Raw genomic sequence first — 13,057 nt, forward strand, 5'->3', positions numbered from 1 at the left:
GGGCTCAGCGGGCGGTCGTCATGATGCCGCCCCGCTCCAGCAATCCGAAGAGGTCCATCAGGGCCTCCACGGGGAAGACGTGGCCGTACTCGGCATAGGCCGCGTCGCGGATGTCCGCCACGGAGCGCTTGCCATCGGCGTAGCTCGCGAGGGCATCCGGCAGTTGGTAGAAGCGCAGCTCGCCCTCGCCGCGCTCTCGCAAGGCCGTGGTCGCTTCGCGCAGCGCGGCCTGCACGGTGGCCACGCGGGGCTGGTCCTCGGGGGCCGCCCGAGTCACCAGCTCGTCGAAGGACGCCAGCTCCTGCCCCTTCACGCGGCGCGGGACGAAGGCCCGGGCGCGGCGCTCCGCCTCGGAGGGCGCGGGCTCCTTCAGCGACACTCCGCGCGCCTTGCTGTCCGCGTCGAGCCGCTCCAGCGCCTGGGCCTCCGCCCTCTCCAGTGACTGCGTCATCGTCCGCACGGCCTTGGCCGGAGCGCCCAGTTGCACGCAGGAGAGCAGCGCGTCGCGCTCGCGCTGGTAGGCGGCGCGCACCACCGCGCGGGCCAGCCGGTGCATGCCGGCGACGCCGGTCGCGGGGACGGAGGCCAGGTCGCGGCGGGCCCTGAACTCGTCCTCCGCCACGCGCCGCGCGCCGTGCACCGCCACCAGTCGCGCCAGGTCGAGCGCGCCGGGCCCTTCCGCCCAGGCGGCGACGGTGATGGAGGACAGGCCCGCGAAGGCGGCGCGGTGGAGCTGGGTGGGGTCCACCAGCTCCGGCCTGTCTCCGCTGGTGTGGTAGGTGTCGTCGGGCCAGGTGGAGAAGGCCACGCCAGGGATGCCGTGGTCATTGAAGAGCTGGTGGTCCGAGCCCCGACTGTACCGGTCCAGGTGCGCATCCAGCGGGTCCCTGGAGCCGGTGACCGAGCCGATGCGGAAGTCCTTCCGGGGCGGATACGCCACCCCGTTGAAGCGGTTCATGAAGGCCACGGTGGACTCGGACACGGCGTTCACGAAGCTGCCATTCCAGTCCGGCGTATAGGACACCAGGAAGCGCGAGTGGGCCCGGGACAGGCTCGCGCCGAGCATGTCGAAGTTGAAGTGGGCCACCCGCCGCACGGGGTCGGCGCCGTGGAGGGCGAACCACTCCCGGGTGCCCTCGAACTCCGGCAGCCACAACACGCGCAGCGTGCGCACGGGAGGAGGAAGCACGCCCTGGCGGATGAGCGTGGTGTACGTGCGCACCAGCTCCAGCAACGTGGCCGAGCCCGAGGCGTTGTCATCCGCGCCAGGCTTGTAGTGGTCCAGGTGCGCGGTGAGGACGACCTCCTCGCCAGCGCGCGTGCCGGGGATGACGCCACTGAGGATGCCGTAGTGCCCCGGGTACTCCTCGGTGGCGACATGCACGTCCACCTTCACCGGGCCCGTCAGCAACTGGGCGCGCAGCTCACGGCCCTGGCGGTCGGAGACCATGAACAGGAACGGCGCGGGCTGGCCCTCGGGCACCAGCCCCGGCGGGACGATGGCCCAGCCCACCTGGTCCGGGAAGTCGCCGTCCAGACGGTGGGGCAGGTTCCACGGCGGCGTCGAATAGGAGGAGACGACGCCCACCGCGCCCAGCTTCGTCACCGCCCTGCGCAGGGTGGCGCTGGGGTGGCCGCGCGTGAGCACCACCTTGCCCTTCAGGTCCTTGCCCGCGTACTCGGCATCCTGGGTGCCGGTGCCCACGTCGACCAGCTCCAGGTCCGCGCCCTCGAAGCTCCCGCTCTTTATCGCCAGCGACATGGGCAGGTCCGCATGGGACGTCACCCGGTAGCGCTGGGGGCCGGCCACCCACAGCTCGCCCCGGGTGGCGCGCCACTGGGGCCCTTGCTTCATCGGCTCCAGGCGCACGTCCTTCAGCCCCGCGGCCTCGGCGGCGGCCTTCGTCCACACGGCCGCTTCGGTGTAGCCGCCCGCGTTGTCACGGGCGAGGAGCGCCAGTCGCTGCACCCCGTCATGGATGCGGTCACCGGAGCTCTCATGGATGAGGGCGCGCACCACGTCGTCGCGCAGCACCAGGCCGGTGGTGGGCGACACGGACCCCACCGGGGACGAGGGCGTCTGGGCGGCGGCGCCGAGCGTGACGAGGACGACGAGAGCGGCGAAGGGGTGTGGGAAGAGGCGCATGGGGAGTCTCGCCGGCCTTATCGCTCATGCTGGGGCAAGCCGTCCCCCAGCTCGTAGTAGTCCCCCTTGCTGGCCACGAAGATGTGCTTCGCCAGCCGGGCGTGGGTGGGCGCATCGAAGGCCCCCATGGCGATGGCCGTCCAGTCCCCGTGAAGCGGGTCCCAGAAGAGCACCGACCCGCAGGTGGAGCAGAACCCCCGCCGCACCTTCTCCGACGAGCGGAACCAGGTGACCTTGTCGGCGCCGTGGACAGTCACGGCGGCGCGGGGGACGTCGGTGGACGCCCAGAAGTGTCCTGATTGCTTGCGGCACTGCGAGCAATGACAGGCATTCGGTGGCGGCAGGTCTCCCGCCACCTCGAACGTGATGGCTCCGCAAAGGCAGGCTCCTCGGTGCATGACGTGCCCTTTCGTCGGCGTCCCGGTGAACGGGGCCTTGGCCCGAAGATAGGCGAAGCGAGGAGCAAGGGAGCCACTGGAATCGGTCCGCCTCTCCGCCCGACTCGGCAAGGCCCTGCGCGAGCGATGGGAGCCTGCACGCTCACCACCGGCGGAGCCTCCGGCCGCGACCGGGAACGCCCCGGCGCGGTCGGCCTGACGTCCCCTACCAGTAGCGGCGGGGAGGAGCGACCTTCGGAGGAGGCGCCGGCAGCGGCTCCAGCATGCCGCACTTCAACAGCCGGTCGACGGCCTCCTTCACCACCTTCGCGGAGATGTCACAGCCCTCCAGGCTGTGCGTCGCCTCGGAGACGGTCCTCCCGCCTGCCTCGAACTCCACCAGGAAGAGCCCATCCTCCGCGCCGAGCCCGAGCGACGCACCCCAGGTGGCGCGGGCCGCGTCGAACTGGGCGCGTCCACTGCCGGCCTTGGCTGCTTCAATCATGACGGTATACGCCGCCACGGCTTCCGTCCCCTTGGGTGAAAGCCTGAACTTCTGCGCCCGCCCGTACCGCACCTTCTCCGTCTCGTCACTCATACCGCGCCCTCGATGGCAGCAGGCTGCCCCATCCGCTTGAGCCACCGCACGTGGCTCTTCAATGCCGCACCGACGCTCTCGTTCGCACGGTAGCGGATGCCGTGCTCACGACAGGTCTCCTCGACGATGCGAGAGAGCGCCGGATAGTGCAGGTGACACACCCTGGGGAAGAGGTGGTGCTCCACCTGGAAGTTCAGCCCTCCCAGGTACCAGCTCACCAGCGGGTTGCCCCGCGCGAAGTCCACCGTCGACAAGACCTGGTGCGTGGCCCAGTCGCGAGGAAAGGTGGCGCCGCCTTCCGGTGGCACGGAGAAGTCCGCCTCCTCCACGCAATGCGCCATCTGGAACACCGTGGCCAGCGTCAGCCCGAGCACGAACGAGGTGACCACATGGCCCAACAAGACTTGCCAGAGCGGGTGGAAGAACCACGGCACGATGAGCGCCCAGCCATAGAACAGGAGCTTGCCGCCCACGGCGCCCGCCAGCATCCGCCGGTTGGGGCGCGGCATCTTCTGTCGCCCCACGCGCCCGTTGAGCAGGTCCTTGAAGTCGTCCACGAAGTGCCACTTCAAGGTCAGCAGCCCGTAGAGCAGCCAGATATAGGCGTACTGGAAGCGATGCCCCGACCGCAGCTTCTGCGCCGGCGCCAGCCTGCAGAACGGCTGGATGTCGATGTCCGCGTCCAGGCCCACCACGTTCGTGTGGCTGTGATGGAAGATGTTGTGCTTCCAGCCCCACACGTACGAGGAGCCGCCGATGGCATCGAGCGTTCCTCCCAGAAACTGATTGATGCCGCGACGCGAGGAATAGCTTCCATGGTTGGCGTCATGCTGGACGCTGAACCCCACGCCGGCGATGGCCAGCCCCAGCGACAGGCAGCCGGCGAGCGCGCCCCAGGGGCCCGCGGCGCCGAAGACGAGCCACGCATAGGAGGCCGCGAACCACGCCAGGATGACGCCCGTCTTCACGTACATCCACGGCAGGTCCCGAGGCGAACGCCCGCTCGCTCCCAGGTAGAGCTCCACCCGAGCCTGTAAGTCCTGAAGAAAGAGCCCTGACTCGAGAAATTTCGCCTTCGTCGCGTGCGACAACGTCCACCCGCCTTCACCACGCCGCCAGGGGCACCATCGGTGGAGTCTGGTGTCGCGCTGGGAGGAGCCCGCCGCGGCCATCGCCTGCCTGGTACCGAAGGTCCATGTAACACATCGACCCCACGAACTGTTCCGGCCTCTCGTGCCACCCGGCACGCGGGGCTTACGCCCCAGCGCCCGCCGCCGAACAGAACGCCCCCTCGCCCTCCCCAGCGAAGCCCTGTAGCCAACGTCACGGACACAGTGGGCCTCTGTGGGCAGCCACCCTCCCCCACCTCACGCAGTGGCGTCAGCCGCCGCGCTCGACGTAGGCCGCCAGGTTGGCCAGCGACGATTGCAGGCCTTGCGCATGGTCCTCCTCGGAGATGCCGGGCGACACGTTCTCGCGGGTGATGGTGACCTTCGTGCCGCCGTCCGCCTGCGCTCTCCGGTCATCGCCGTGGGTCTCCCCGCGAAGGGGTCCGTGATTACACCCATGACGCGCACTCCACCGGGCACGACTTCGCCCCGGGGCGCAGCCTACTCGGGATGAGCTTCGAGCTCCCGGGCCAGACACTCGAGCAGCTCGCGAGAGCCCTCCTTGCGCCCTTCCGAGCCGTCCTTGCCGTCGACGAAGGCCGTGTGCTCGGTGAGCCGCAACGAGGTCCCCGAGGGGACCGGGACGAACTCCATCGAGCCCAGGGACGACGACATGGGCGCGCCGTCGTACGTCATCGAGTAGGCGAAGATGAGGCGCGTGTCCTCGATGATGTCCAGATAGACGCAGTCATGGGTCATCTCCGGGCCATCACCGTAGCGAAAGCGCGTGCGCTCGAAGCCGCCCACCTTGAAGTCCAGCGAGTAGCTGTCGACGATGAACCCCTCGCCCTCGGCGAACCAGCGACGCTTCTTGCGCGGGTCCGACATGGCCTTGAAGACGCGCGCCGGAGACGTGGGATAGGTGCGCTCCAGGGTGAAGCTCTTGTGGATGACAGGCGAGGTCATGGCTTTTTCCTCCGGCGTGACTTCGTGGGGGGTTCGGGCTCTTCGTCCGGCTCCATCAGCAGCGCCCCGAGCCGGTCCAGACGACGCTCCCAGCGCGAGCGGTGACTCGCGAACCACTGTTCGGCGGCGGCCAGCACGTCCGGCGCCAGCTCCACCGTGCGGACCCGTCCCACCTTGCTGGTGCGGACGAGCCCGCTCGATTCGAGCAGATGGACGTGCTGGCCAATGGCCGACAGCGACACCGGAAACGGTGCGGCCAGGTCACTGACCGACACCGGCCCGGCTGCGAGGCGTTCGACCATCGCTCTCCGCGTCGGGTCCGCCAGCGCGTGAAAGACCTGGTCCAGGGAGGAATGCTGAAGCATTTGCTTCAGTATTGGCGGGATGCGCCGCAATGGTCAAGCAGTTGCTTCAGTGTTCGGAGCGCCCGTCACCGCCGATGCAGCACGGGCGAGCGAGCGACCCAGGAGCCGTCGCCGGAGGAACGCCAGGATTTCGTCCCGCGCGGCGGCGGTGGGCGCGTGCGCCTCGTCGACGAAGTGGACGGTCAGCACGCTGTGAGGCGTTGGGATGAAGCGGAAGAAGTCGTCGGGGCGCTCGGACTTCGGCCCCGCCGCGCTGTCCGGGAGCACTCGCCCGTGGAAGCGCTCTCCGAGGGCCTGCTGGTAGGCGGCGAAGCGCTCCGCGCGACAGAAGGCGTCACCCTGGAAGCGATAGGCCAGGACGGTCAGGTCCTCGTCCACCAGTCGTTGCCGCACACGCTCCAATTCCTCCGGGGCGATGTTCACGCCCCCGGGCTCGTCGAGCGGCAGTGACGGCTGCGACAGCACCGGCGCCAGCACCGCCTTCTCCAGCATCATCGACAGCGCGAAGTTGCCGGTGAAGCACATCCCCACCGCGCCCACTCCCGGACCGCCACACTCCGCATGCGCCTGGGCGGCCAGCGCCCTCAACCACACCGTGATGGGACTGGACTGGTTCGCGCCGAGCGCCCGGAACTCCTTGCTGATGCATGCGCGCTCGAAGATGGCCTTGCCCTCCTTCGCGGTGGGGACCGCGCCGTCCTTGCCGAAGAGGCTCGGCATCCACACGGTGAAGCCGGCGTCCCTCACCCAGCGGGCGAAGCGGGCGACACGCGGACTGATGCCTGGCATCTCCGCCATCACGATGACCGCCGGGCCCGCCCCCGCCATGTAGACCTTCCGCGTCTCCTCTCGCAGGGTGACTTCGCGGTGCTGAAAATCCTCCAGGGCATCGTCCTCTTCGAGATTGCGCGCGGCGGGAACGGCTCGGGTCGTCATGGGCGTTCGTATCCTTTCGCCACCAGGAGACCATCCGCCCAGCCGCATCCACCAGTGTCGGAAATGACGTTTTTCGGGCAGATTCAGACACCATGTCCTTCACCATCATCGCCCTGGAGGGAGCCTTCGCGACGGGTGTCGCGGCGACGCTCGACATGCTGCGGGCGGCGCGCTCCCTGGGGGCGAAGTCGCTGGACTTCGAGGTGTGCTCGGTCGACGGAGGTCAGGTCCCCCTCTCGGAGCGCGTGAGCCTCCAGACGTCGCGCCTGCGAGTGGGGGCCCGCGGCGACGAGACGACCTGGGTCATCCCCGGGCTCGGGATGACGAATGCCGCCGCCGTGCGCGCGCGCCTCGGCAGACCGGATGCCACGAAGCTCTCGAAGGCCATCGCCCGTCACGTCTCGCGGGGAGGACGTGTCGCCGCCTCGTGCACCGCCGTCTTCCTGCTGCAACAAGCAGGGGTCCTCGTCGGACGCCGGGCCACCACCACCTGGTGGCTCGCGGGCCTGCTCTCCGAGTGGGAGGGACAGTGCCGGGTCGACTCGAACGCGATGGTCTGCGCGGATGGTCCCATCATCACGGCCGGAGCCGCCTTCGCGCAGACGGACCTCATGCTGCACCTGCTTCGCGAGCGCTGCGGCGCGCGACTGGTCGACCTCCTCGCGCGCACCATGCTGCTCGACGGACGGCAGGCACAGGCGAAGTTCATCGCACCCGAGCTGCTCGCGAACGGAGACGCGTTGATTGCGCGCATCACCTCGGAGCTGGAGGCACGCTTCCCGAATCCCCCGGGCGTCGCCGAGCTCGCCTCTCGCCTCGGCATGACGGAGCGGACGCTGTCGCGCCACGTGCGGCGCGCGACGGGCCGGAGCCCCCTCGCGCTCGTCCACAGCGTCAAGGTGCGGCGCGCCCAGGCGCTCCTCCAGGCCACCCATCTGAGCATCGACGATGTCGCCGCCGAGGTCGGCTACCAGGACGCGAGCACGCTCCGGAGGCTGATGAAGAAGCTCGGGGGTGGCTCGCCCCGCGCGCTTCGCTCGGTGCGGTGAAGCAGCGCGGCGAGCCCTTCGTCGAGACTCCGGCCTGGACGTCCTCCGTCCACTCGAGTGGCTCAGGAGCCCGTGCCGCCACTCCGGTCCATGGGTGGAATCGCGTAGGTCCCCACCGCGTGGGCCACGGGCTCCGGCAGTCCCTCCGAGTAGAGGGACACCTCGCCCACCGCCAGCGTCCGCCCCAGCTTCAGCAGCTTGCACACGCCGACGATGCGCCGGTCCGCCGAGGGCTTCCGCATGAAGTTGAAGCTCAGGCTCGTCGTCACGGTGAGCGGGACGATGCCAATCTCTCCCAGAATCGCGACGTAGAGCGCCACGTCGGCGGTCGCCATCAGCACCGGGCCGGACACCGTGCCGCCGGGCCGCAGCTCCGCGACACCGACTTCATGTGCCACCGTGGCGGAGTGGTCCCCGACCTCGAGAATCCGCACCCGCGTCTGCGGAAACTCGGCGGAGATGAAGTCCGCGATTTCTTGCTGGGTTGCCATCCCCCGAGTCTGGGGGAAACACCCCCGTGAGCACCATCTCATCGGGGTTCGCGGGATTCATGTTAGGACCCGAGGCGCACCCGCGGTCCTGCATTGGAACTTCTCATGAAGCTTTCGCTTGCGGTGGTGGTGTCGCTCTCATGTCTCGCTTTGCTGGGCTGCGGTGGGCCGTCGCCAGACGTCGCGGACGATGCCGTGCTCGACGAGTCCGGAGCCGTGTCCCAGTCCGCCACGTGCAGCGAGCTGCCCTCGTGCAGTCCCTACCACGGGCAACCGTGCGCTCCTCTCTACAGCCGCAAACCATGCTGCCGGGGCACCGACGTCGATGAGCTGGTGTGCTCCACCAATGGCATCACCCCGGCGTTGACGTGGCAGTTCTGGTGAACCCGGCAGTCACCTTCGCGTGACGGTGACGAGCCCTCTTGGCTCGTGGACGTGTGTGCAGGAGTGCGCCGCTCGCTTCTGACAGGGCAACTGTGCTTCTGATGGAGCCATGTTCATCACGCACCGCGCCATGGCCTTTGCAGCCACCCCTCCACGCCACGGAAGCGGTGCCCTCGCACTGCTGGAGAAACCTGGCCTCCTCGCGCGGTCCTCCGGCGCCCGCTTCGTGGATGCCGGGAGCCCGTCCTGACCACCGAGGCCGTCGTCGAAAAGCCGAAGCTGCGCGGCGTGCTGCACCAGTTCGCGGCCGTGGGCGCGCTCGGGGCCGGTGCGGTGCTGGTCTCCATGGCGCCCACGCTCCGGACCGCCACCGCCGCCGCGCTGTATGCCGTCAGCCTGGTCGTGCTGTTCTCGGTCAGCGCCACCTACCACCGCGTGGACTGGTCCGTTCGCGCCCGCGCCTGGATGCGGAAGATGGACCATGCCTCCATCTTCATCCTCATCGCCGGCACGTACACGCCCATCGCCCTGATCGGGCTCTCCGGTGCCGCGGGCGACAGCCTGCTGCTCGCCATCTGGTGCGGCGCCCTCCTCGGCGTCGTGAAGTCCCTGTTCTGGGCCCATGCCCCCAAGATTCTCACCGCCGCCCTCGCCATCGCCGTCGGCTGGACGCTGGTGCCCTATCTCCCCGAGGTGCGCGCGGCGCTCGGCGGCGTGGAGCTGGTGCTCATCCTCCTGGGCGGCGTCGCCTATACCTCCGGGGCCATCGCCTACGCCTTGAAACGCCCTGACCTCCGCCCTGGCGTCTTCGGCTACCACGAGCTGTTCCATGCGTTGACCATCGTCGGCGCGCTGTTCCACTTCGTCGTCGTGCTGCGGCTCGTGCGCGCCGCGGGCGCGTAGAACCCGCGAAGTCGAACCGGGGCCACCGCGAACTCGCCTTGGGATGGGGTCCTCGTGCGGTATCCTGGTGGCATGATGGGCACGAAGAAACACCTGCTCCCGAAGGCCCTGCGCTTCAGCGCGGGGACACTCACCGAACAATCGGCGCTGGCGCTGCTGAAGAAGCACGCCCGTGGGAAGTTCGCGAAGTCCAGCACCCTGCGCGCCGCGAAGCGCTTCATCGAGCAGCGCGTCGCGGGCGACCGCGCCGACAGCGACATCCTCCACCACGTGGGACGCGTCAGCCTCGAGGAGCTCGTCACCGGGCGCCGCCCCCGAATCGGCCTCCTCATCGTCGAAGGCGACCTCACCGTGAAGGGGCGCTACGAGGACTCGCTCGACCCGGAGTCGGTCGTCATCGTCACCGGCTCGCTGCGGGCCCGGGACGTCATCACCGCCGGGTTCCTCGAGGTGCACGGGGACCTGGTCGCCGGCCAGTCCATCCTGTTCGTCGACAACGACGCCTGCGGCGAGGTGTTCGGCGACGTCAGCGCGCCCTTCGTCTACACGAACTATCACGCGGTGAAGGTGCACGGCGGCGTGAACGCCCGACTCGTCACGGGAGACGCGAAGCACATCCGGAGCACGAAGCCGTACGCGTTCATCGAGGAGACGGACCCGCGCGTCCGGGATGCCCTCTCCCCCAGGTTGCTGAAGGTCTTCGCCGACGAGATTTTCGAGGACGAAGAGGGCGAGGAGGCCGACGCCGAGGCGCCGTGGATCGACGCCATCGACGTGGAGAAGCTCGCGGCGTTCGTCCGCCGGGGTCATCCCGCGCTGGCGCAGCCCGCTCCCGGACGTCGGAAGAAGTGAGCACTGCCTACGGGCGCGACCGGGGAGGATTCCCGCTCGCCCCGGACAGGACGTGCCGAGGCGTTCAGCGCCGTACCCCGCCCTCATAAGCTGGCATCACGCCCGGAGCGCGACGCCATGAACACCCACGAGAGGCCGCAGAGTGACGTCACGTCCACCAAGGCAGCCTGGGAGGAGCGCGGCACGAGCGAGGCCCCCGCCGCCTGCGTCGAGACGCCCTCGGGAAAGCGACACCAGGCCCTTCAGCGGAAGTTGAACCAGCGCCCCGCCGTCCAGTCCCTGCTCCAGCGCCAGCAGGACGTCAGCCAGAGTCCCCGCGTGGTGGCCCGCGAGGCCCAGGCCAGCGCGCTCCAGGCGCGACATGCCACGCCCGCCGCCACCGCTGGGAGCGCCCCCGTCGTCCAACGCTACACCGTCGAGGACGGCTACCGCGTCTCGGAGCACCACACCCTCGCCGTGCCGGAGCAGAACGAGTCCAAGGACTTCTACGCCACTCCCGCCGAAATCAACCGCTCCAACCTCATCCTCGAAGCCATCCAGTCCCGGGTCGAACTCCAGGCAGGGCCAGCCGCGCCGGAGCCGCTCGCGGACATGCGGGCCGTGACGCCCGTGCCTCGGAATCCCCAGCAGCCCCTCTTCGATGTCAACGAGTGCATCGACGTGGCCGACCGCGTGACGAACTCGGGACAGACCCACGCCATCTACCAGCCTGGCGAAGGGGGAGTGCCGCTCCTGCGGCAACAGTCTCCCTATCCCGCCGTCGTGGAGCAGCTCAACGTCATCGCGAGGCATCTGGCGGACAATCCCGACGTCACACCCCAGACCCTCGTCACGGACCAGAATGCCATCTCGGATGAGAACGAGGATGCGGCCCGGCTCCAGTTCACGTTCGGCGGCGTGGACATCCGAACAGACCGACTGACCGATGCCAGCACCGCTCTGGCGCCGGTGATTCCCGTGAGGGAGCTGCGTATCGCACTGCTGAGGGAGATCTTCGCCGGGGCCTATGAGAGGCAACCCGAGGTCCAGCAGCGACTCGCGGGCACGCTCGGAGCATTCCTCGCCCAGCATGCGCAGGACGGCGCTCGTGAAATCGATGAGTGGGCAGAGCTGCTCCAGGACTCCTTCGACACCCACTTGCGGCAGGCAAGAGACGACGCGACGGCGAGGTATATGGACCAGTACGCCGACGTGACGGACGCGCGAAGTCGCCAGGTGGGTGTCAACGCCCACGCCAACCCAGAGCCCGGTGAGTCCTACGCCATCGTCGGAAGCCGCGACCGGACCCCGGAGGAGATGCAGCTCTGGAGCTTCCACTTCGCCGCGGTGATTGCCCGTGATGGCGCGGACACCGTCACGCTCGAGAACTACAACCGGAACGGGGCGGAGGGCGCCAACCAGCAGTGGTACTTCGACATGCACGGCCCCCAGCAGTCCTTTCACGAGAAGCACCGGCACACCGTCGCTGGCGCGCTCACGCTGCGGATGGGTGCCCCCGCGACCGACGAGCTGCGGACCCGGACACTCATGGGCCTTCCCCAGCCCGTCTCGGAGGAGGTCGCCGCGAGAATCGAGCAGGCCCGGACGCGCGCGGAGCTGGCGGCCATCCACGCCGACGTCATGAGCGCGACCCCCGAGCAGGACGTCGACACCCTGTAGCGCCCCTCATCCCAGGCGCGACGATGGGGCGCGGACGTGCTACCCCCTCGGGTCCATGCCTCGTCCCACCCGAACCGCCCCCCCGCCCAAGGGACCGGCCCCCGTCGCGCCCGCTGCCCCCGCGTCCCCGCTCCCCGCTGGCGCCCCCTTCACGTGGCGCTCGGAGAGCGACGAGCCCTCGCCCGCCCGGCTGCACGCGGTGAATGACCGGCTCAGCGCGGACACGGCGCTCAAGCGGGTCCGCAATGGGGAGTTCCTGCTGTACTCGGGCGACTTCCACAACGCGAAGCAGTTGCTGGGCGCGTTGGGTCGCAGGCTGGAGCGAGCGTCGAACGCCCGCACTCCCCTGGAGGCCTTCCGGGCCGAGCGTCGCGCGCGGCAACTGGAGCACGAGACGCTGTCGCGCATCGTCGTGTCGCTGGACCGCGACTACCGGCTCACGCTTACGCGGGCACCGGACGTGGCCCTGGCGTGCCGACAGGTCTGGGGTGCGCCCGAGACGGAGTTCACGGTGGTCCCCCTCAAGCAGTTGCTCGGCATGCTCGGAGCGGCGGAGTGGCGGCGAAAGGGCCTGGCGGTGCCCGGCCTCACCGGACTCATCCATCCGCATTACGGCGTGTACCTGCCCACGCGCACCGACTACATCGAACTGCTGCTCTGGCTCCCCGAGCTGAAGGGGCAGCGCGTGTTCGACGTGGGCACGGGGACGGGCGTGCTCTCGTTCCTCCTCCTCCAGCGGGGCGCTTCGTCCGTGCAGGCGACGGACTGTGACGCGCGCGCGGTGGCCTGCGCGCGGGAGAACGCGGAGCGGCTGGGGCTGCGCAAGTCCTTCCAGGTGGGCGAGGCCGACCTCTTCCCGGAGGGGAAGGCGGACCTCGTCGTCTGCAACCCCCCGTGGATTCCCGAGCCCCCCAAGAACCGCGTGGACCGCGCGGTGTTCGACCAGGACAGCCAGTTACTGAAGCGATTCCTCGAGGGGCTCCCCGCGGCGCTCGCTCCGGGAGGAGAGGGGCTGCTGATTCTCTCGGACCTGGCGGTGCTGCTGGGCCTGCGCCCCCAGGGCTGGCTCCAGGAGCAGTTCACCCGGTGCGGCCTGACGGTGAAGTGGAGCAAGTCGACGGCGGCGCGGCACTCCAAGGCCAAGGACACCTCGGACCCGCTGCACATGGCGCGCTCGCGCGAGACGACCACGCTCTACTGCCTCACACCCGTGGCGGCGTAG

Annotated in this window: 14 protein-coding genes; 6 read left to right on the forward strand and 8 right to left on the reverse strand. The window is 69.4% G+C overall.

From position 1 onward, the window contains the following. Window positions 1-4: 4 nt before the first annotated feature. From G4D83_RS32710 to G4D83_RS32745, 7 genes are all read right to left on the reverse strand, one after another. Window positions 5-2,146, reverse strand: coding sequence for a M28 family peptidase (locus tag G4D83_RS32710; RefSeq protein ID WP_163868798.1), 2,142 nt, complete (start codon window positions 2,144-2,146; stop codon window positions 5-7). A gap of 17 nt (window positions 2,147-2,163) precedes the next feature. Next, window positions 2,164-2,544 carry a GFA family protein gene (locus tag G4D83_RS32715; protein ID WP_163868799.1) on the reverse strand — a complete coding sequence of 127 codons (381 nt, stop codon included), beginning with the start codon at window positions 2,542-2,544 and terminating at the stop codon, window positions 2,164-2,166. A 205-nt stretch (window positions 2,545-2,749) separates the two neighbouring features. Further along, window positions 2,750-3,121, reverse strand: a complete 372-nt coding sequence (locus G4D83_RS32720; protein WP_163868800.1) for a hypothetical protein — start codon at window positions 3,119-3,121, stop codon at window positions 2,750-2,752. Further along, entirely contained in the window at window positions 3,118-4,146 is a 1,029-nt protein-coding gene (locus G4D83_RS32725) for a fatty acid desaturase family protein (protein ID WP_240356840.1), read from the reverse strand. The genes G4D83_RS32720 and G4D83_RS32725 overlap by 4 nt, the downstream gene beginning before the upstream one ends. 585 nt (window positions 4,147-4,731) lie before the next feature. Next, window positions 4,732-5,196: an SRPBCC family protein gene (locus G4D83_RS32735; protein WP_163868802.1), complete on the reverse strand. Its 465-nt coding sequence runs from the start codon at window positions 5,194-5,196 to the stop codon at window positions 4,732-4,734. Next, window positions 5,193-5,561 (reverse strand): ArsR/SmtB family transcription factor, encoded by a 369-nt coding sequence (locus tag G4D83_RS32740; protein WP_163868803.1) that lies wholly within the window; start codon window positions 5,559-5,561, stop codon window positions 5,193-5,195. Before G4D83_RS32740 ends, G4D83_RS32735 begins: the two co-directional genes overlap by 4 nt. A gap of 33 nt (window positions 5,562-5,594) precedes the next feature. Beyond that, entirely contained in the window at window positions 5,595-6,497 is a 903-nt protein-coding gene (locus G4D83_RS32745) for a dienelactone hydrolase family protein (RefSeq protein WP_163868804.1), read from the reverse strand. A gap of 92 nt (window positions 6,498-6,589) precedes the next feature. On the opposite strand from G4D83_RS32745, the gene G4D83_RS32750 reads away from it, so the two are divergent. After that, a complete protein-coding gene (locus tag G4D83_RS32750) occupies window positions 6,590-7,546 on the forward strand; it encodes a GlxA family transcriptional regulator (RefSeq protein ID WP_163868805.1) in 957 nt (318 codons plus the stop codon). Window positions 7,547-7,608: 62 nt separating this feature from the next. Here G4D83_RS32750 and G4D83_RS32755 read toward each other — a convergent pair whose 3' ends face one another. Next, on the reverse strand, window positions 7,609-8,037 hold the full coding sequence (locus G4D83_RS32755; RefSeq protein ID WP_163868806.1) for a PaaI family thioesterase: 429 nt from the start codon (window positions 8,035-8,037) through the stop codon (window positions 7,609-7,611). Window positions 8,038-8,142: 105 nt separating this feature from the next. Here G4D83_RS32755 and G4D83_RS32760 point away from each other — a divergent pair, with 105 nt between their 5' ends. From G4D83_RS32760 to G4D83_RS32780, 5 genes are all read left to right on the forward strand, one after another. Then, on the forward strand, window positions 8,143-8,421 hold the full coding sequence (locus G4D83_RS32760; RefSeq protein WP_163868807.1) for a hypothetical protein: 279 nt from the start codon (window positions 8,143-8,145) through the stop codon (window positions 8,419-8,421). A gap of 246 nt (window positions 8,422-8,667) precedes the next feature. Then, window positions 8,668-9,324 carry a PAQR family membrane homeostasis protein TrhA gene (gene trhA, locus G4D83_RS32765; RefSeq protein WP_163868915.1) on the forward strand — a complete coding sequence of 219 codons (657 nt, stop codon included), beginning with the start codon at window positions 8,668-8,670 and terminating at the stop codon, window positions 9,322-9,324. A 54-nt stretch (window positions 9,325-9,378) separates the two neighbouring features. Further along, a complete protein-coding gene (locus G4D83_RS32770) occupies window positions 9,379-10,176 on the forward strand; it encodes a polymer-forming cytoskeletal protein (RefSeq protein ID WP_163868808.1) in 798 nt (265 codons plus the stop codon). Between the two features lie 117 nt (window positions 10,177-10,293). Then, window positions 10,294-11,835 carry a hypothetical protein gene (locus G4D83_RS32775; protein ID WP_163868809.1) on the forward strand — a complete coding sequence of 514 codons (1,542 nt, stop codon included), beginning with the start codon at window positions 10,294-10,296 and terminating at the stop codon, window positions 11,833-11,835. 55 nt (window positions 11,836-11,890) lie between these two features. Then, a complete protein-coding gene (locus G4D83_RS32780) occupies window positions 11,891-13,057 on the forward strand; it encodes a methyltransferase (protein WP_163868810.1) in 1,167 nt (388 codons plus the stop codon).

Source organism: Myxococcus eversor (genome assembly GCF_010894455.1).
Taxonomy (GTDB): domain Bacteria; phylum Myxococcota; class Myxococcia; order Myxococcales; family Myxococcaceae; genus Myxococcus; species Myxococcus eversor.